This is a genomic window from Mesorhizobium sp. P2_D6, assembly GCF_056404315.1.
The window spans coordinates 57,153-76,922 of the sequence record NZ_JBFUEG010000001.1 but is presented as its reverse complement, the minus strand read 5'-3'; the positions used below and the strand labels follow the sequence as shown (position 1 = coordinate 76,922).

The window sequence follows — 19,770 nt, the reverse complement described above, 5'->3', positions numbered from 1 at the left end:
GCGACGCGACCGGCTTCAAGGAGGATCGATCATGGCTGCCGAAGCACCGCTCTGGACCCCGACGCAAGACCGGATCGATGCAGCGACGCTGACCGCCTTCATGAAGGCGGCGGCAGCCAAAACCGGCGCATCGTTTGCCTCCTACGCCGAGCTGCACCGCTGGTCGGTCGAGGATCGCGAAGGCTTCTGGAGCCTGCTGTGGGACTTTTGTGGCATTGTCGGCGACAAGGGTGAGACGGTGCTCGTTGATGGCGACAAGATGCCCGGCGCATCGTTCTTCCCCGATGCGACGCTCAACTTCGCCGAGAACCTGCTGAAAAAGATCGGTTCCGGTGCGGCAATCGTCTTTCGCGGCGAGGACAAGATCGAGCGGCGGCTGTCGTGGAACGAACTGCACCAGCTGACCTCGCGCTTTCAGCAGCTTTTCCTGTCGCTCAAGGTGAAAAAGGGCGACCGTATCGCGGCGATGATGCCCAACATGCCGGAAACCGTCGCCGCCATGCTGGCCGCCGCCTCGATTGGCGCGGTCTGGTCGTCCTGCTCTCCCGATTTCGGCGAACAGGGCGTGCTTGACCGTTTCGGCCAGATCGAACCCGTCGTCTTCATCGCGCCGGACGGCTACTGGTACAATGGCAAGGCAATCGAGGTTGCCGACAAGATCGCTGCCGTTGCCACGAAGCTCGAAACCGTCGGCAAGGTGCTGATCGTCGACTATCTCGGCACGTCGCGCGATATCGCAGGGATTATCGACAAGGCCGTGGCGCTGGAAGAGGCGCTGTCGCCTTTTGCGGCAAAGTCCGTCACATTCGAGCGCCTGCCGTTTGCGCATCCGCTCTACATCCTGTTTTCGTCGGGAACGACCGGCATTCCCAAATGCATCGTTCATTCGGCCGGTGGCACGCTGATCCAGCATGTGAAGGAACACCGGCTGCATGCCGGCCTCGTCGAAGGCGACCGCTTCTTCTACTTCACCACCTGCGGCTGGATGATGTGGAACTGGCTGGTGTCGGGCCTGGCGTCAGGCGCGACGCTGCTGCTCTATGACGGCTCGCCCTTCTACCCCGACGGCAATGTCCTGTTCAGCTTCGCCGATGCCGAGAAGATGACCTTCTTCGGCACCTCGGCCAAATTCATCGATTCCGTGCGCAAGGCCGGCCTCAAGCCGATCCGCAGCCATGATCTGTCGACCGTGCGGGCGATCTCCTCCACCGGCTCGCCGCTGTCGCCGGAGGACTTCCGCTTTGTCTATGACGGGATCAAGGAGGACGTGCACCTTGCCTCGGTCTCCGGTGGCACCGACATCGTCTCCTGCTTCGTTCTCGGCGTGCCGACGCAAGCTGTCTGGACCGGCGAGATCCAGGGGCCCGGCCTCGGCCTTGCCGTCGATGTCTGGGATGATGACGGCCAGCCGATTCGCGAGGAGAAAGGCGAACTGGTCTGCACAAAAGCGTTTCCGTCCATGCCGATCGGATTCTGGAACGACCCTGACGGCAAGAAATACCAGGCCGCCTATTTCGAGCGCTTCGACAATGTCTGGTGCCATGGCGACTTCGCCGAATGGACGGCGCATGGCGGCATGTTCATCCATGGCCGCTCCGACGCGACGCTCAATCCGGGCGGGGTGCGCATCGGCACGGCGGAGATCTACAACCAGGTCGAACAGATGCCGGAAATCCTCGAAGCGCTGTGCATCGGCCAGGATTTCGACAATGACGTGCGCGTCGTGCTGTTCGTGCGGCTGGCCGCCGGCGTGACGCTGGACGAGGATCTGGAAAAGCGCATCCGGGCGAAGATCCGCACCGGCGCCAGCCCCCGCCACGTGCCGGCAAAGATCGTTGCCGTCTCAGACATCCCGCGCACCAAATCGGGCAAGATCACTGAGCTTGCGGTGCGCGACGTGGTCCACGGCCGCGCCATCAAGAACAAGGAGGCGCTGGCCAATCCGGAGGCGCTGGAGCTGTTCAGGAACTTGCCGCAGCTCGCGGAGTGAGCGCCGCCGGCATGGTTAACGAGATATGTCGGTCGAATTTACCTAGATTTCACGAGTGGTACACATTCGTAAATTTTTTGGGCGGCCGGTAAGGAGCTGTTAAGGCCCGGCGTCGATAGTCACACGTAACTTGAGGGAGAAATCCCGTTCCTCGTCCCCTGAGGATCAGATTCGCTCAAGCCCCCGTTGTGACAGCAAAATCCCTTTAAGGCGTCCTGTTGGACGCCTTTTCTTTGTGCCGGTTTTTGTGCCGGTTCTGGATGGAGCGGCTCTATTCCGCCAGAACACGCGTCGACGGGAAGGCGACCTCGACCAGCGTTCCTTCGCCGGGTGTCGAGGTGATGGTGAAGCGGGCGCGGTTCGCCTCCACCATCGCCTTGGTCAGCGGCAGGCCGAGGCCGGTGCCGTCACCGCGTCCGCGCTTCAGCGCGTTGATCTGCTTGAACGGCTTCAGCGCCTGCTCGATCTCGGCATGGCTCATGCCGATGCCGGTGTCGCGCACCCGCATGACGACGTCGCCGGAGGTTTCATAGGCGGTCGACACGATCACCTGGCCGCCGGCCTGCGTATAGCGGATGGCGTTGGACAGGATGTTGAGCGCGATCTGGCGCACGCTTCTGAGGTCGGCGACCACTTCCGGCAGCCGCGAGGCGAAGCTGGAGCGAATGATGACGCGCTCGCGATTGGCCTGCGGCTGCATCATCGCCACCGTCTCGCCCAGCGTATCGTTGAGCGACACCGCCTCGTAGTCCATCTCCTGCTGGCCGGCTTCGATCTTCGAGATGTCGAGCAGGTCGTTGACGAGGTCGAGCACATGATTGCCCGAGCGGTTGATGTCGCGCAGATAGTCGCGGTAGCGGTCATTGGCGACCGGGCCGAACTTCTCATCCACCATCAGCTCGGAGAAGCCGATAATGGCGTTGAGCGGCGTGCGGATTTCGTGGCTGATGCGCGCGAGAAAATCGGTCTTCTGCGAGGAGGCGCGCTCGGCCACCGCGCGTGCCTGGGTCAGGTCCTCCTCGGCGCGCTTCCACTGCGTGATGTCGCGCACCACGGCGCAGAAGCCGCTGTCGTTGGGCAGCCGGCCTATGGTCATGAACAGTGGAATGAAGCGCCCCTGCGCCTCCCGCCCGATCACCTCGCGGCCATCATTCATGACGCTCGCCACGCCGGGCTCGGACAGGCCGTTGAGATAGTCGCGCGCCGCGCGCTGGCTTTCGATGGCAAACAGCGAAGCGAACGGCTTGCCGGTCACCTCGTCGCTGTCGAAGCCGAACAGCGCCTCTGCCGGCCGGCTGATCGAGCGGATGTCGCCGTCACGGCCGATCAGCACCACGCCATCGGTCGCGGTGTCGATGATGGTGCGCATTTCGGCAATGCGCGATTTGAGCTCGGAAACGTCGGGCTGCGTCTGTTCTTCAGCTGCGACATGCGCAGCCACCGGCGCCTCATCGTCGCCGGTGCGCCGCACCACCAGCATCAGCGCCTTGCCGGCGCGCCATGGCACCGAACGCAAAATGGCTTCGATCGGAAATTCTTGGCCCTCGCGCGTCTTCAGCCGAAGCGCATGGTCGCTTTCATCTGCCGCTTCAGAATAGGGATCGGCAAATAGCGCGTCGAGGCCGCCAGCATCGCTCAAATCCTCGAGCGTGTCATAGCCGGTGAGGTCGAGGAATTCCTCATTGGCGTAGTAAAGCTCGTCACCGGAATGGATCAGCAGCGGCACCGGCAATTTGCCGAGCAACGAGGTGTCCGGCGCCTTGTGTTCATCTCCGGCCGAAAATGCCGAGGGCACGAACCCTTCAAGCTTGAGCGGCGGCACTTTCAGGCGCGGCGCTTCTGCCGGCGCGGTGTCCGCAGCGCCGGCCTTGTCACCGTCTTGCACGGCCGAACCGGTCGCCTCGCCAGCCGGGGCCCAATCCTCATTGTCCTCGGCATCGCGGAAATCGGCGGCAGTCATGCTGTCGTCTTCGCCGGCATCGGCCGGCGCCTCGGCAACAGCCGGTTGCGGTTCGGAAGCTTCGACGGTCTCTTGTGCGCTCGTCTCTACCGGCTGGGAAGCCGGCGCCGGTTCGCTACCGGAAGACGTCGCCGCGTCGCCTTCGCCGGTGACGGAGCCTGGTTCGGGATCGGCATAGTCGAGCAGCGAGCGCGACACGATCGGCGCTTTCGTCTGGCCCGCATCCTTGTCTGCAGCCGCTTTGTCCGGCTGGGCGCCGTCGAGCCGCGCCAGATCCTTTTCGTCCTCGGCGTCGCCTTCGGGCGGTTCGGCCTCAGCCGTTTTGCTTTCAATTGCCGGTGTTTCGGATGCGGCTGCCGGGATGGCTTCGTCCGTGGTCTCGGCGGGTTGCTGGGCCGGCGCGGCCGTTTCAGCCTGGTCCACCTCGACATGATCCGGCTTGGGCTGATCTGCCTTGGCGCGGTCCGGCCCGGCCCGGTCCGGCGCCACCTGACCTGGCTTGGCAGGTTCGGCCGGCTTGCTGGTCTCCGGCTGCTCCGGCGGGGGATTGTCCTTCTTCAGCCGCTCGCCGATCTCTCGGAAAGCGCTGCGTTCCAGAGTCGACAGGCCCTTGTCATTGGCGGGCTGCCGATGCTCGGCCAGCCGAATGACCTTGTCGGCGAAACGCCGTTCCTGCTTCGGCACGATGGTCAGTGCAGGCACTTCGCCCTCGAACGGATCGGCCGCCTTGGGAGCTTCCGCCACGGTCTGTTCCGCGGCTGGCTCGGCTGCCGCCGGTGGCGTGCGGTTGGGGACCAGCGCCATGCCGATCGCTTCCGGATCGACCACCGCATCGCTGGCGCGGGCGACGCCGAACCCACGGAACCCTTCGAAGGCGCGGCTGCGGCCATAGACGGGGAGTGCCGCCAGATCGACAGGAATCTTCAGGTCCGTGCCGGTCACCGGCCACAGCACCGAGCGGCCCGACCAGGTGTCGCGCCGTTCGAGCAGGCCGGCGATCTCGCCAGAGGCATCGAGGCCGAATGTTGTCGCGACATCCTTGAAGCGGCGGCCGATCACATCGGCGGCGGGCTTGCCGACGATGTCGGTGAATTCCGGCGACAGCGCGCTGAATTTGCCCTCGGCGTCGGTGCGCCAGACGAAACGCAGCGGCGGCGCCGTGCGGTCGATCTCGCGGGCGGCGGGTGGCGCAGCCGGTGAGGTTACATTGGAGGGCAGGGTGGGCGAGGTGGCAACAGTACTGTCCGGCTGCGGGCTCACCGCCGACACAACCGATTCCGGCTCGGCTTCGGTCGGGCTGTCCGGCTCGCTCGCCTGCGGCTCTTCGCCGGCATGGAAGTACCAATGATCATGTTGCACAGGCGCGCTGTCGTTCGCCGCCTGCTCGCGGCCGGTCGTTTGCCCGCGATCGTCTGCCTTTGTATCGGTTGACGCCGAAGCATCATGCTCAGTCGCTGTCGGAGCGGCCTCGGCGACGTCTGGCACGACCGCGAGCGGTGCGCCCTGATTGCCGCTTGCTGCGGGTTGGTCGGCTACTGCATCTGCCGTTACTGCTGCCGCGTCCTCTGGGGCGGCTTGCGTCGGGTCTGCGTCCTGCTGCGCTGCAGCAGGTTCGGCATCCAGCTCACCGACGGGATTTTCCTCCCCGAGCTGATCCTCGTCGATGACCACCAGCAGATGCCTGGACTCGGTCAGACGGGCAAAGCCCGCCGGATAGGACGTGGTACCGCCCGGGACCAGCCGCTTGACGATGCGGTCGTCCTGGCTCGCCACATCGGCGACGAGCGCCGCCAGCGTTTCAGGCCGGATGGCGAGCGCGGCAAAACCATCCGAAGCCGCCTCGACGGTGCCGGCGGCGTCGACAAAGGCGATGAAATGGCCGTCTTCGTTAAAGCCGCTGATGGCGCGGGCCGCAATGTCGGCGGCACTGCGCGAGCCGGTCTGCGCTGCCGGCAGCGCCAGCATGATGGCGCTTTCGCCGTCCGGCATGGTCACCGCACTGGCCAGGAAGCCGACGGCGCGGCTGGTCATGCCGGTCGCCAGTCGCACCGTGATGGCACGGTCGCTGCCGATCTTCGGGAAGCCTGCGGTCGCCATGATCTGCCGCCTGGCGATCAGCGGCAGCTGTGCCGAGGCGCCGATGATGGCTTCGATATCGGGATAGCCGAACACCGCCGCGCCCGGCCCGTTGGCCCAGATCACCTGTTCGAGGTCAGCCGACAGAATCGCGATCGCGTCGCCGGCGGCAAAGCGCTGGCGGACCGCGTCGAGCACGGCGACATCGAGGAAAGAGTAGTTCTCGGACGGCATGCGCTTGGCGGACCCTTTCGGTGAAACCTCTTGGCGAACCTACAAGGCGGGCAATTTGCAGTTAACGCTTTGTTAATAAAAGCCCAAGCGGCGAAGGTCCACAAGCCGTGGCGGAAAGCAGACGGAATCTCTGGCCTCTTGGTTAACGACCCTTGGGTAATGCCGGGGTAACGTCGCGGAAGAAATTTATGGTGCACTGCAACAAAGATATTGCATCGCACAAAAAAACCGCTATATTGCCATCATACATGAACTAGACGGCTTTCTGTCAAAGCCGCTACCCCCCGAAAGGACGGAAAATGACCAAGGCCAAGACCGGTGAGACCATCGAAAACGTTGAATTCCCGAGCTTCGACGCCTCCAAGGCGACCGACCAGATCCGCGCTTTCGCCGAAAAGGGCGTTGAGCAGTCGAAGGAAGCCTATTCCAAGCTGAAGACCGGCGCCGAAGAGACCCAGAAAGTTCTGGAATCGACCTTCGAGACCGCCAAGACCGTCTCCAGCGACCTGTCGCTCAAGACCATCGCCGCTCTGCGCGCCAATGCCGAAGCCGGCTTCTCGCATCTCGAAGCCTTGATCGGTGCTAAGTCGCTGTCGGAAGTCGTCGAGCTGCAGACCGCCTTCCTGCGCAAGCGCGTCGAGTCGACCGTCGAACAGGCCAAGGAATTCCAGGCCGTTGCTTCAAAGGCTGCCGAAGACGTCTCCAAGCCGGTCAAGACCGCTTTCGAGAAGGCCCTGAAGGACATCAAGGCCGCCTAATAATTACGCACAACTCTGCGATGCATCAAAACGTCGCATTTCGTCAGACAAATAGATGTGCGATAGAGTTGTCCAGCGAATACCCGGCGAGTGGAACCTCCTCCCTCTGCTCTCCGGGGTGACCAGCCAGCACCTCCTCCCGCTGGCTCGTAACAGGAAAAGGCCGGCACCTCCTCCCGCCGGCCTTTTCTTTTGCCTGCTGAAAAGCGGTGCCCGCTCGAGGAACCGGGCTTTGCCTTATCAAAGGCCTTGAATTAGACTCTGATAGACCGTATTGGACGCATCGCCGAACGACAGAGCGGATCTCGGAGAATGAATTTTTCGCCACGATCTGGCTCAGGCGAACGTGCCGTTGTAGCTCAGATGGTTAGAGCGCCGGATTGTGGATCCGGAGGTCGCTGGTTCGATCCCAGCCAACGGTACCACTCTATCAAACAATCAGAACGTGCTCCTTGAACCCTTCCCTTCCTTCGGCTTTGTGGACCTCGGGCAAGATCGGCTTGCCGGGCGAAGCCGACTCGGTTCGAATGCGGGCATGCATCCTTTGCCGGGTGCGGACGTTTACGATTACCAACCGGCATAGCCGCCAGGGAAAAGCAGTATGAGTGAACATGCGATCGAGTTTTTGCGCGGGTGGATTGGTGAAAAGGTCCACTGCCAGCACTCGCCGGTAAAGATCGAGAAGCAGGCCGAAACCCTGGCCAAGGAATGCGCCGCCGAGGCGGCCGAGGTCGGCATCCCGCTGGAGGATATCCAGGAAGAAGTCGGCGACATCCAGGAGCTGATCGCCTCGCGGCTCGAAGAGGCGGCCGAGGCCGACCAGAGCAACGCAAATTCGGGCAAGCCCGCCGAATAAATGTCAGGCCCGGCCGCCAGAGCCGGGCTCCCATCTATCCAAACCGATTTTTCAGCCAGGCCTTCGGCAGCGCCGGCACGAAATTGCCGTCGCGCCCGCTCATATCCTCATTGGCGACCATCGCATTGAGGATCGCCTCTTCCACACCCTGCACCACCGCATCGAAGAACGGGTCGATATCGACGTCCGGAATGTAAGCGGCGCTGGCCGTCTGTCCTGGCGGCGCAAGTGCTGCTTGCGGGTTGGCGGTGGTGAAGGCGAGGAAAATGTCACCCGAACTGTGGTAGCCGAAGCCGCCGGTCATGGCGATGCCGAGCGGCACACGCCTTGCCAGCCGCTTCATCTCATGCGGCAGGAAGGGCGCATCGGTGGCGACGATGGCGATGATCGAACCCTTCTCGGCGCGCGGCGTGCCTTCGCGCATCGCCGGTTCCACCAGATCAGGTCCGACGCGCGCGCCGCTCAGCGTGAAATTGTGCCGCTTGCCGAAATTCGCCTGCACGAACACGCCGACCGTATGTCTGACACCTTGCCATTCGACGAGGCGCGAGGCCGTGCCGGAGCCGGCCTTGAAGCCGAAGGCGATCATGCCGGTGCCGCCGCCGACGCTGCCTTCCTCGATGGCTCCGCCGGTGGCACCGTCGAGCGCGGCTTCGACATGTTCGAAGCCGACATGATGGCCGTTGATGTCGTTGAGGAAGCCGTCATAGGTTTCCGCCGCCACCGGCAGCCCCCAACCACTGTCGAGTGCCGCCGGCAGCACGCGTTGCATCCAGCGCAGCGTGCCGTCGCGGGTGACGCCGCAGGAATGCGTGTTGGTGATGGTGACCGGCAGGTTGAAGGCGCCGACCTCCTCGATGATATGCGAGCCCGTCAGCTCGCCATTACCGTTCTGGCTGAACACGCCGGCAAACACCGGCGTGGCGAGCTCCGCTAACGGTCGCGGCAGGATGGCGGTGACGCCGGTGCGCACCGGTCCTGTGCCGACATCGAGCGGACCATCGCCTGAGATCAGCGTCGCATAGCCGACGCTCACACCGGGCACGTCGGTAATGGCATTGAAGCGGCCTGGCGTGCCGTCAAAGGCAATGCCGAACGCGCGGGCCCGCGGCTTGCCGGCCGGCGTTTGAAGATGCGGGTCGTGTCCGGTCATGCCGTCCTCCAGAGCAATTCCAGGAAAAGTGTTAGACGGTTTTCCGTTTCCTCGAAACGATGAACCACTCTAGAAAAGCGAGCCCTGATTGCCCGGTTCTTTGGGTTTGCTGGGGGCAGCCTTGGCAGGCGCGGGCTTGCTGGCAGGCGGCACGGCCGCTGGTTTGGCAACTGCCTCCTGCTGCCCTGTCCCGCCGGTCGCAACGGCGTCCGTGGTGCCGTCGGCGAACTCGATTTGCAAGGATGCGCCCGGCGCAACATCCGCCGCCAGCTTGATCACCGCACCTTCGGCGTCCTTGACCAGCGCGAAGCCGCGCGCCAGCACCGCCTTGTGCGACAGCGTCGCCAGCAAGCGGTCGGCCTGGGTCAATTGCCCGCGCAGCCGGTCGAGCCGTCGCGACACGGCATGATCCTGACGGCGCGTCAGTGCGGCCAGCGCGTCCGCCTGCAGTTTCTGCCGCCTGACAATCGGCGCTGGCGACAACCGCTTTGCCGTGCGCGAAAACCGGGTGCGCCGTTCGCGCACGATGCCGAAAAATGCCGCTTGCGCCCGCGCCAGGTCGCGTCCGGTCAGCGTGCGTGCCTCGTTGATGCGTCGCGACAGGGTGGCCGGCGTCAGCCGCTGGCCCTGAAGCTTGGTCCGCTTGCGCTCGATGCTGACCGACAGCGCCCGGCCGAGCCGGCTGGTCGCCTCGTCCAGGCGCCGGCGCGGCAGCGCCAGCAACTGGTCGGGCGAGGGGAGCGCGCGGGCGGCCGCGCGCGAGGCCTGCCGTTTGCGTTCGAAATTGCGCAAGACCGCCGCCTTGAGCCGTGCGCCAAGACTGGCGAGCGTCGCTTCGAGATCCGCCTTCACCGGCACCGCGATCTCCGCTGCGCCCGTCGGCGTTGGCGCCCGCATATCGGCGACGAGATCGATCAGCGTCCAGTCGGTCTCGTGGCCGACGGCCGAAATCACCGGAATGCGCGAGGCGGCAACCGCACGCGCCAGACCTTCGTCGTTGAACCCCCAGAGATCTTCCAGGCTGCCGCCGCCGCGCGCCACGATTAGAAGGTCGGGCTGGGCAATAGCGCCATCCCAGGCCAGCGCGTTGAAGCCGTTGACGGCGGCCGTCACTTCCGCGCCTGCCGTCTCGCCCTGGACTCTCACCGGCCAGACCAGCACATGCAGTGGAAAGCGGTCCTTGATGCGGTGAATGATGTCGCGGATGACCGATCCGGTCGGGGAGGTGACGACGCCGATGGTGCATGGCATGAACGGCAGTCGCCGCTTGCGACCGGCGTCGAACAGCCCTTCAGCCTGCAGCCGTCGCTTGCGCTCTTCCAACAGTGCCATCAGCGCACCGGCGCCGGCCGGCTCGAGATTATCGATGACGATCTGGTAGTTGGATTTGCCGGGATAGGTGGTGAGCTTGCCGGTGGCGATCACCTCCATCCCCTCTTCGGGGCGGAATTTCAGCCGGCTCATCGTGCCTTTCCAGACCACCGCATCGAGCCGTGCGCGGTCGTCCTTGAGCGTGAAATAGGCATGGCCGGAAGAGTGCGGCCCGCGATAGCCGGAGATTTCGCCGCGCACCCGCACATGGCCGAAGACATCTTCGACCGTGCGCTTAAGCGCGCCGGAAATCTCGCTCACCGTATATTCGGTGGCGTTTGTGCGTGATTCGGATTCTGCGTCGCTCATGGTTCGATTGGGGAGCGGTTATCGGCCTGCGTCAAGGCGGCGCTCAATCGTCGCCAATATAATAACGCGATCTTAAGCCCGATTTGCTTTGAGTGTAGGTCACTCAAATGGCCAAGGACGCATGAGCGCACGCCCGAACAGTAGCCCGTTGACGCACCAGGTCACGCTGACCGTGCTGATGCTCGCCGCCTTTGCTTTGGCGATGGTCGTCGGCTTTGGCATATACGCGACCGCGCAAGCCGATCATGTCTCGCTCGAACGGCAGAAGATCTTCCTCACCAATGGACTGAAGGATCAGATCGCGGCGGTCGCGCGCGAGCAGGAAAGCGTTACCGTCTGGGACGATTCCGTGATCAACACCAAGGCCGGCAATCAGACCTGGATAGAGGAAAATCTCAGCGTCTGGATGTACTCCTACTACGGTCACAACCGGGTCTACATACTCGACGCCGGGAACCATCCGGTCCACGCTATGCGGGAGGGCAAGGTGCTCGACCCGTCCGTCTATGGCGAGGACGAGCCCGCGATGCAGCCCACCATCGAAAAACTGCGCGGCATGATCAGCCAGCCACCGAAGGCTGATGCTTCCGGGGCGCCGGCGAAGATGATCGCCGAGGATCTGGTGTCGCTCGGTGGCAAGCCTGCAATCCTCAGCATCATGCCCCTGGTGCCCAGTTCGGATCGCGTCAGCCAGGCGCCGGGAAGCGAGTATCTGCATGTGTCGGTCGAGTTCCTCAACGATGCGGTTATCGCCAAGATTGCTGAAAAATACCTGCTGGATGGCGCTCATCTGCTGACGCTGTCGCAGCCGACCGGATCTGCCGCCATTCCGCTGCTCGATTCGCGCGGCGTCATCCTCGGCTATATCGGCTGGGACCAGGAGCGCCCAGGCCTGACGCTGGTACGCAAGGCGGCCCCGGCCTTGATCATCGGCCTGCTGCTTGCGGCAAGCGTGCTTGCCTTCCTGCTCCGGCGTCTGCGCCGTGCATCATGGGCGCTGCAAACCAGCCAGGACCAGGCGCAATATCTCGCCTTCCACGACATGCTCACCGGCCTGCCCAACCGGGCACTGTTCGAGGACCGGCTGCGGCGTGCCTTGCTCAGCTCCGGCACCGATGCCGGCAAGGTGGCGCTGCTTTACCTCGACCTCGATCGTTTCAAGCATGTCAACGACACGCTTGGCCATCCGGCCGGCGACGAGCTCGTTCGCCAGACCGCCGCCAGGCTGCAGCATACGGTTCGCGACGTCGACACGGTGGCAAGGCTGGGCGGCGACGAATTTGCGGTGATCCTGCTCGATGTCCGCAACATCAGGAGCGCCGAGGACATTTCGGACCGGGTGCTGCAAAAATTGCAGGAGCCGTTCAAACTGATCGACGACCAGGTCTTTGTCGGCGCCAGCATCGGTATTGCCTTGTCGACGGGGCCGGATGCGGACGCCGACGACCTGCTGCGCAAGGCCGACATCGCACTTTACGAAGCCAAGAGGAATGGCCGCGGCCGTTACCAGATCTTCGCCGGCGACATGGACGACCTTTTGCTGCGCAAGCGCAAGGTCGAGAGCGAGCTGCGCAATGCGCTGAACGGCGGCACCGGCATCAAGCTCGCCTACCAGCCGGTCTTTGCCAGCAACGGCAAGACCATTGTCGGCGCGGAGGCGCTGATCCGCTGGGCACACGACGTCCATGGCGCATTGCCGGCGGCGCAGTTTATCGCCATCGCCGAAGAACGCGGCATGATCGGCCAGCTCGGCAAATGGGTGTTGCTGGAAGCCTGCCGCTTCGCCGTCCGCACCGAATTGCCCTGGCTCGCCGTCAACGTGTCGCCGCTGCAATTGCGTGACGCCGGCTTTGCCGAAGAGGTTGCCTCGATCCTCGCCGAGACCGGGCTGGCTCCGGAGCGCCTGCAGCTCGAGATCACCGAAAACGTGCTTTTGGAAAACAGCGACGCGACCAGAACGACGCTCGCCAACCTGCGCCGGTCGGGCGTCGGCATCGTGCTCGACGATTTCGGCACCGGCTATTCGTCTCTGAGCTATCTGCGCCGCCATGCCATCGACAAGCTCAAGATCGATCGCTCCTTTGTGCGGCTCCTCGACGGCGACGGCAATTCGGGCGCCATCGTCAAGGCGCTGATCGATCTCGCCGGCGCCCTCAAGGTCGAGGTCACCGCCGAGGGCGTCGAGACCGAAGCGCAGAAGACGCTGCTGGTCGCCATGGGTTGCCAGCAACTGCAGGGCTATCTCCTGTCGTCGCCACTGGAGCCGGCGCAATTGCTGGCGTTGCCCGGCCTGTCGTCGGCCAACGCAACGACAGAGGACGCCGCGTCGGCCTGATCCGCCTCACCAGCCCGGCAGGATCTGGTTCGGCTTGCTCCGCCTCATCTTGGCGAAGGCAAGTGCCGCGAAATCGAAGCTTCCCGTCTCTTCGCCGAGCGGCACGGAAATGTTGTCGAGGCTTTCCGAAATATGGCGCGCCAGCGCATCGACGATTTCGGGCCGCGAGGTCTGGCCGCGCATGATGCCGATGCGGCAGTCGGGCAGCGCGCCAAAGCCGTCGGCTTCGCCCAGCACCCGCATGCCGGGCCGCAGCGCGCATTCAGGCAGCACCGAGATTGCGAGCCCCGACAGCACCGCGGCGGTGATGACGGTTGCCGAGAAGCTGGTGAACAGGATGCGATAGTCGCGGTTCTGCCGGTCGAGCACATCGACGGCGGCGCGCCGCCAGATGCAATTCGGCCGGCCGAAGGCCATTGGCAGCACTTCCTGTTCATGCGTGGCATGGTTGGCCGAGGTTACCCACAAAAGTGGTTCGCGCCGCACCACTTCCGACTGGCCGCGCGTATCATTGTGCGTCACCAGCGCCAAATCGAGATTGCCGCGCTTGATATGCTCGACCAGCCCCGGCGTCGGCTCACAGATGACGGTCAACTCGACGCGCGGGTTGGAGCGCGTGAAGCGCGCCATGATCTCGGGCAGGAAGCGGTCTGCATAGTCGTCGGGCGTGCCGATGCGGATGGTGCCTTCGAGCCGCCGGTCGTCGAAGGCGGCCAGCGTCTCGCGGTTGAGATAGAGCAGGCGCCGCGCATAGGAGAGCAGCTTGTCACCTTCCTCGGTCAGCCTGTTGGTGCGGCCGTCCTTTTCGAACAGCGGCTTGCCGATCCGCTCTTCAAGCCGGCGCATCTGCATCGACACCGCCGACTGGGTGCGCAGCACTTCCTCGGCGGCGCGGGTGAAGCTGCCGGTATCGGCAATCGAGATGAAGGTCTGCAACTGGTCGAGATCGAGTGGCGCTTTCATCGGGTCCAATCCATCACTAGCGTTGATGCTAAAGATTAGAAACATTCGTTGGATTAATCAATCGCGTCGTGGCAAATTCCCTGACATCCACATGAAGGCATGTGAATCGAGACCGGAACGGCGCTTCTCCCAAGCACTGTTTGCCCGGCTTCGTCCGCTCGACTCCGAAGGAGACTGACATGACCACGATCGATTTCGCCACCGAGACCTCGCGCATCACCTCGCGTCCGGCCGTTGCGGCGCGCGTGGCCAACGCTCTTCTCAACGCCTTCCAGGCCTGGAAAAATCGCCGCGCCTTCTATCGCCTTGGCGAGATGTCGGACGCCGAACTCGCCGATATCGGCCTGACGCGCGCCGACCTCCATGTCGCCATAGATGTGCCGTTCGGCGGCGATCCGACCGTGAAGCTGCGTGCGATCGCGAGCGATCGTGCGGACACGATCGAAGATCTCGCCCGCAAGGTAGCGTGATCGATAGCGCTTTGCTTCGGTTGCCGTGAACCTTTTCCGGTTCTCCGCGACCAAGGAGTATAGCAGGCTCCCCACTCCCTGCCGGATCCCCGCCGGCCAGCCTGCACATTGGCCCGGTCCTCCTCCAGGACCGGGCTTTTCTTTTTCAGCTGAGTCGTCATTCTTGGGCGTAGCGACGCGAAGCGGAGCGAAGACCCAAGGATCCATGCCGCGACCATAGCCGAAAAATGCGACGGTGCAGAATTCTGCACCGTCGCAACGCCTTGAAGTCACCGCATGGATCCCGGGGCCTGTGCCGCGTCGCTTCGCCCCTTGCTCCGCCCCAGGATGACGACGTCTCGAAGGCCGGCGGTAAGGCCCTACCGCCGGTCCATGTCCCGCTTGAACTGGTCGAAGATCGTTTCCACGCCCTTCTGATATTCGTCGCGCTGCTGAGCGCCGGTCTCGAACATCTTGCCGAAAATATCGTCGAACGGGTTGCGTGGCCTGCCGCTTGGATTGGCCTGCGGTTGTGGCGCCTGGCGCTGCTTCGCCTGGGGCTGCTGCGGCGCTGGCTGCCCACCGGGCAGACCGAAACCACCGCCGCCACCTTGCCGCAGCATCTCTTCAAAAATCTTGCCCAGCGGGTTGTCGCCGTAAGGGCTCTGAGTCTGTTGCGGCTGCGCCCGGCCTTGCGGCTGCTGTGCCGCGCCGCCGCCGAACATATCCTGCAGCACCTTGCCGAGCGGATTGTCGCCATAGGGGTTGGGTGCCTGCTGCGGCTGGCTTTGCGGCTGTTGCGCACCGCCGCCGAACATATCCTGCAGCACCTTGCCCAGCGGGTTCTCGCCATAAGGATTGGGCGCCTGCTGCGGCGCAGGCTGTGCGCCGCCGCCGGCCTGCCGCATCATCTGCTCGATGATCTCGCCGAGCGGATTGCTGCCACCGCCGAAGCCGCCGGCGGCCTGCATCTGGCCCCCCATCAACTGGTCTGTCGTCTGCTTGAACAGTCCGCCCATCACCATCGAGGCGATGGCTGGCAGCATCTGCTGCAGGATCTGCTGGCTGACGCCGGTCGCTTGCGCGGCCTGACTGGCCACGGCGCGCGACAGCTCCTTCGAGCCAAACAGATGGCCCAGAATGCCGTTGCCTTCATTGACGCCTTGCGGCGAGAAGGCCCTGGTCGCGTCCTCGAAGTACTTGGCGTGCTGGCCGCTTGCCATTGCCGTCATGAAGGCCCCGAGCCCGTATGGGTCGGCGGTGTTGCGTTGCAAGCCTTGCGAAAAGGCTGGCAGCAGGGCGGCGACCGCAGCCTGCGTCTGCTGCATCGAGAGCCCGTACTGCTGGGCAAGCGCCTGCATACCATTGCCGTTCTGCGCCTGCGCCAATATGTCGAACAAGGTAGGCATCGGTTTCTCCTCCGGGAAATCCTCGAAGAAGAGCCTAGTTGGTTTCAATGCTCGATTGAAGCGGCTTTTGCCGCAGCTCGAGCCGCGCCGTCAATAGGCATATTCCATGAACACCGGCTCGATCGAACCGCCCCAACGCGTGTGGTAGGCCGACAGCATTTCCTCGGCGCTGGTGGTGCCGCGCGCCACGACTTCGTCCAGCGTATTGAGGAACGAGGTTTCGTCATAGCCGTCGCGATTTTTCTTGCCGCGGTTCTTCAGGCCCATGCGCGAAATGACCAGCACGTCGCGGGCGATGTCGCGCAGCGTCGTGTTGCGGAAGGGCGCCGAAATGCCTTGTTCCGGCACCGCATTGCGCATCGCCAGCGTTTCTTCATAGGTCCAGCTCGAGGTCAGCGCCTCGGCGGCGTCGAGAGCGGCCTCATCGTAAAGCAGTCCGACCCAGAAGGCCGGCAGCGCGCAGATGCGCCGCCACGGCCCGCCATCGGCGCCGCGCATTTCAAGGAAGCGCTTCAGCCGCACATCGGGAAACAAGGTCGACAGATGGTTCGCCCAGTCGCCCATCGTCGGCAGTCCGTCGGGCACTTCATTGCGCGCAGCACCCGCCATGAACTGGCGGAAGGTGACGTGCGTCATGTCGTGATAGTGGCCGTCGCGAATGACGAAATACATCGGCACGTCGAGCGCCCATTCGACATAGTCGGCAAAGCCGAACTCGGGCGAGAAGCAGAATTCGAGCAGGCCCGAACGCTGGTTGTCGGTGTCCCGCCAGATATCGCCGCGCCAGCTCTGCAGCCCGTTCGGCCGGCTGTCGGTGAAGGGCGAGTTGGCAAACAGCGCCGTCGACAGCGGCTGCAGCTTCAGCGACACCTGCATCTTGCGGCGCATGTCGGCTTCGCTCTCGAAGTCGAGGTTCACCTGGATGGTGCAGGTGCGGTACATCATGTCGAGACCCTTGCTGCCGACCTTGGGCATGTAGCGGGTCATGATCTCGTAGCGTGATTTCGGCATTTTCGGCGTCTCGGCCAGCGACCATTTTGGGCTGCCGCCGAGGCCGAGGAAACGGATGCCCATCGGCTCGGCGATCTCGCGCACCTGCGCCAGATGGGCATTGCCCTCGCGGCAGGTCTGGTGGATCGATTCCAGCGGTGCGCCGGACAGTTCGAACTGGCCACCTGGCTCCAGCGAGATGGCGCCCTGTCCGGTCGGCTCGACCAGGCCGATGATGCGGCCGTCATCGATGATAGGATCCCAGCCGAGCTTGTGCTGCATGCCTTCGAGGATGGCGCGGATGCCGCGCTCACCGCCATAGGGCACCGGCGCGTTGCCATCGACATAGAAGGGGAACTTCTCGTGCTCGGTGCCGATGCGCCATTTGTCACGAGGCTTGTTGCCTTCGGCCAGGTGTTCGACGAGTTCGTCTACGCCTTCGATGGGCCGGAAATCGGTTGTGTCGCGCGCCATGGAACCCCCTTTGCGGCTCTCGGAAGACCGCCGGCGCTAGATGGACGAAATGTCAGTAGCCGATCAAGCGAAAAATCCTGAGCCACAGGTCAACAGGAATTGAACCTGACCGCCCCGTCCGTCCCTTGCAACAGGCAAAGTTTCACCAGTCGCCCACCGTAGCCTGCATCACCGCCAGTGCCGCAACCGCTGCCGTGTCGGCGCGCAGGATGCGTGGGCCGAGCGGGATGGCGGTGACGAAGGGGAGCGCGCGCAGCATCTTGCGCTCGTCATCGGAAAAGCCGCCTTCCGGCCCGACCAGCAGCCCAAGCTTCTTTTCCCTGATCGCCTGCAATGCCGGCAGCGGATTGTTGGTCGAGGCGTCCTCGTCGCAGAAGATCAGCCGCCGTTCCTTGTCCCAGCCGGAGAGCAGGCGCTCGAATTTTTCCGCATCGCGCACCTCAGGCACCGCCAGAATGCCGCATTGTTCGGCCGCCTCGACGACATTGGCGCGCAGGCGATCGATGGAGGGTTTTGCCACTTGCGTGTGCTGGGTGACCACCGGCTGCAGGATGCCGGCGCCCATCTCCACCGCCTTCTGCATGAGATAGTCGAGCCGCCCCTGCTTCAGCGGCGCGAAACAATATACCAGATCGGGCAGCGGCGGTTGCGGCCGCTGCAGGACCAGAACTTTCAGCCGCACCGCTTTCTTCGACTTGGCGGCGATCGCCGCCGACCATTCGCCATCGCGGCCGTTGAAGACAAGGATTTCGGCGCCTTCGCCAAGTCGCAGCACATGCATCAAATAATGGCTCTGCTGCTGGCCGGCATCGAATTCGATGCCTACCGCGAGATCGTCCGGCACGAACAGCCGCTGCATCTTGTAATTGGCGCGCATCGCCGAGGAATGGTCGAGGCGGTTCCCGGCGTCAAGCCTCGGCGGAAGGATGCCACACAGGTTCAAAGCCCTGCCGCAACACCGAAATGGTTGTCGCCGGTGTCAGCAAGTGAACCTGTCGACCGGCAAAGCTCGCAAACCCTACTGCACCACCGTAGCCCGCGAACGACCAACGCAGTGTCTTGCAGCCGCGCAACGCATAGGCGGTGCCGGCATCCGCGATCATCGCCCCGTCCGGCAATCCGGCCAAATCTTCCGCCTTGATCGCCGGTGGATTGCCGCCCGAAGCCAGCCGCTCCTTGTGCAGACGCTTGTCGACCATCGGCGCGCGCGGCTCGGTCACACCGAAAGCTTTGCCGAAACGGCCGACAAAATCCGTGGCTCGCTCACGCCGGCAGTAGAAACAGGGCCGGTGCCCGGCTGCCAGTGCCGTCACCTCGTCGAGGAAGAACAGCTCGGTCCAGCCGGCCTTGTCACCCGGCCGATTACGGCCCATCGGCTCGCGCCGCACATTGCCAAACTTGCAGACGCAGATGATCCACGCCTGAAGCGCCCAGCGCTTTTTCAGCAGCTTCTTGGTCTGCGGGTCGTGGATGATGCCGCGATTGCCGGTGAACAGGCCGCGTTCCGGCACGGCACGAATGGCGCCGAACGGATCGACCCGGTTTTGCAGTGGCATAGCTCTCTCCTGGAACGCGCATCTTGGCTGCAATGCTGGCGACATGATATCGCTCGTCGCGTCATTTCATGTCAGCAGGATTTCCGTATGCGAGTGCTGGTGGTCCAGAACTACGACAACACCGGTCTCGGCCAGGTCGGCGCGGCACTTGCCGAAGCCGGCGCCGATCTCGACCTGCGCCGACCCTACAAGGGCGATCCGCTGCCTGACGACGCGACCGGGCACGATGCCATGGTGATGCTGGGCGGCGGTCAGAACGCGCTGGCCGACGATGACTACCCCTATTTCCCGGCGCTGCTCGAACTGACCCGCGATTTCGCCGCCAAGGATCGCTCTGTGCTCGGTATCTGTCTGGGCAGCCAGCTGGTCGCCCGCACTTTCGGTGGCGAGAACAAGATCGGCGGCGCCTCGGAATTCGGCTGGCACAAGGTGTCGCTGACACCGGACGCCAAGACCGATCCGGTGCTTGGCGCACTGCCCCAGGATTTCCCGATCTTCGAATGGCACGACGACACCTTCGCACTGCCCGAAAATGCGGTGCGGCTAGCCGGCAGCGATATTGCCGAGAACCAGGCATTCCGCATCGGCCGCGCCGTCTACGGCTTCCAGTTCCATTTCGAAGCCGACCGGCCGATGGTGAAGGACTGGAGCACATCCTTCGCACCGCTCATTGCCGAGCGCCATCCCGACTGGCACGACCGGCTCGATGGCGAAATGGCTCGCAACGGAGCGGACGCCGATGCCGCCGGCCTCGCCATTGCCCGCGCCTGGGTGGCGACGATCTGAGCCCCGGTTGCCGCACGGAAGCCAGACGTTGCATAATTGGCACGCGGCGCTGAATCCGCCGGGGACAACTTCTTTCATCCTTGGTTTGTGACCGAACGCTA

The 19,770-nt window shown here is 63.9% G+C and carries 14 protein-coding genes and 1 tRNA gene; 7 read left to right on the top strand and 8 right to left on the bottom strand.

All coding sequences use genetic code 11. From position 1 onward, the window contains the following. The first annotated feature begins 31 nt into the window (after positions 1-31). A complete protein-coding gene (locus AC1D1L_RS00310; RefSeq protein WP_477337889.1) occupies positions 32-1,990 on the top strand; it encodes an acetoacetate--CoA ligase in 1,959 nt (652 codons plus the stop codon). Between the two features lie 271 nt (positions 1,991-2,261). Here the strand turns inward: AC1D1L_RS00310 and AC1D1L_RS00305 are convergent, their stop codons facing one another. Continuing rightward, positions 2,262-6,260 carry a PAS domain S-box protein gene (locus AC1D1L_RS00305; RefSeq protein WP_477337887.1) on the bottom strand — a complete coding sequence of 1,333 codons (3,999 nt, stop codon included), beginning with the start codon at positions 6,258-6,260 and terminating at the stop codon, positions 2,262-2,264. Positions 6,261-6,559: 299 nt separating this feature from the next. Here AC1D1L_RS00305 and AC1D1L_RS00300 point away from each other — a divergent pair, with 299 nt between their 5' ends. The 3 genes from AC1D1L_RS00300 (at position 6,560) to AC1D1L_RS00290 (ending at position 7,874) form a co-directional block, all read left to right on the top strand. Next, entirely contained in the window at positions 6,560-7,018 is a 459-nt protein-coding gene (locus AC1D1L_RS00300; RefSeq protein WP_436258321.1) for a phasin, read from the top strand. A gap of 348 nt (positions 7,019-7,366) precedes the next feature. Further along, positions 7,367-7,443, top strand: a tRNA-His gene (locus AC1D1L_RS00295). Positions 7,444-7,619: 176 nt separating this feature from the next. Next, positions 7,620-7,874, top strand: a complete 255-nt coding sequence (locus AC1D1L_RS00290) for a hypothetical protein (RefSeq protein WP_477337885.1) — start codon at positions 7,620-7,622, stop codon at positions 7,872-7,874. A 34-nt stretch (positions 7,875-7,908) separates the two neighbouring features. Here AC1D1L_RS00290 and AC1D1L_RS00285 read toward each other — a convergent pair whose 3' ends face one another. Beyond that, the gene (locus tag AC1D1L_RS00285; protein WP_477337883.1) at positions 7,909-9,027 is read right to left on the bottom strand and encodes a DmpA family aminopeptidase; all 1,119 of its coding nucleotides are present in this window, start codon (positions 9,025-9,027) and stop codon (positions 7,909-7,911) included. Between the two features lie 69 nt (positions 9,028-9,096). Beyond that, positions 9,097-10,707: an exodeoxyribonuclease VII large subunit gene (gene xseA, locus AC1D1L_RS00280; RefSeq protein WP_477337881.1), complete on the bottom strand. Its 1,611-nt coding sequence runs from the start codon at positions 10,705-10,707 to the stop codon at positions 9,097-9,099. Between the two features lie 121 nt (positions 10,708-10,828). Between xseA and AC1D1L_RS00275 the strand changes: the two genes are divergently transcribed. Further along, positions 10,829-13,042, top strand: a complete 2,214-nt coding sequence (locus tag AC1D1L_RS00275) for a bifunctional diguanylate cyclase/phosphodiesterase (protein ID WP_477337879.1) — start codon at positions 10,829-10,831, stop codon at positions 13,040-13,042. 6 nt (positions 13,043-13,048) lie between these two features. On the opposite strand, the gene AC1D1L_RS00270 is transcribed toward AC1D1L_RS00275, so the two are convergent. Further along, a complete protein-coding gene (locus AC1D1L_RS00270) occupies positions 13,049-14,005 on the bottom strand; it encodes a LysR substrate-binding domain-containing protein (protein WP_477337877.1) in 957 nt (318 codons plus the stop codon). A 179-nt stretch (positions 14,006-14,184) separates the two neighbouring features. On the opposite strand from AC1D1L_RS00270, the gene AC1D1L_RS00265 reads away from it, so the two are divergent. Continuing rightward, positions 14,185-14,475, top strand: a complete 291-nt coding sequence (locus AC1D1L_RS00265) for a DUF1127 domain-containing protein (protein WP_477337875.1) — start codon at positions 14,185-14,187, stop codon at positions 14,473-14,475. 359 nt (positions 14,476-14,834) lie between these two features. Here AC1D1L_RS00265 and AC1D1L_RS00260 read toward each other — a convergent pair whose 3' ends face one another. The 4 genes from AC1D1L_RS00260 to AC1D1L_RS00245 all read right to left on the bottom strand — a co-directional run bounded on the left by AC1D1L_RS00260 (position 14,835) and on the right by AC1D1L_RS00245 (position 18,883). After that, positions 14,835-15,863, bottom strand: coding sequence for a DUF937 domain-containing protein (locus tag AC1D1L_RS00260; protein WP_477337873.1), 1,029 nt, complete (start codon positions 15,861-15,863; stop codon positions 14,835-14,837). 90 nt (positions 15,864-15,953) lie between these two features. Next, positions 15,954-17,327, bottom strand: a complete 1,374-nt coding sequence (locus AC1D1L_RS00255) for a glutamate--cysteine ligase (RefSeq protein ID WP_477337871.1) — start codon at positions 17,325-17,327, stop codon at positions 15,954-15,956. Positions 17,328-17,469: 142 nt separating this feature from the next. After that, positions 17,470-18,204, bottom strand: coding sequence for a 16S rRNA (uracil(1498)-N(3))-methyltransferase (locus AC1D1L_RS00250; RefSeq protein ID WP_477337869.1), 735 nt, complete (start codon positions 18,202-18,204; stop codon positions 17,470-17,472). A 31-nt stretch (positions 18,205-18,235) separates the two neighbouring features. Next, positions 18,236-18,883 carry a hypothetical protein gene (locus AC1D1L_RS00245; protein ID WP_477337867.1) on the bottom strand — a complete coding sequence of 216 codons (648 nt, stop codon included), beginning with the start codon at positions 18,881-18,883 and terminating at the stop codon, positions 18,236-18,238. 87 nt (positions 18,884-18,970) lie between these two features. On the opposite strand from AC1D1L_RS00245, the gene AC1D1L_RS00240 reads away from it, so the two are divergent. Continuing rightward, positions 18,971-19,669: a type 1 glutamine amidotransferase gene (locus tag AC1D1L_RS00240; RefSeq protein WP_477337865.1), complete on the top strand. Its 699-nt coding sequence runs from the start codon at positions 18,971-18,973 to the stop codon at positions 19,667-19,669. Positions 19,670-19,770 lie beyond the last annotated feature (101 nt).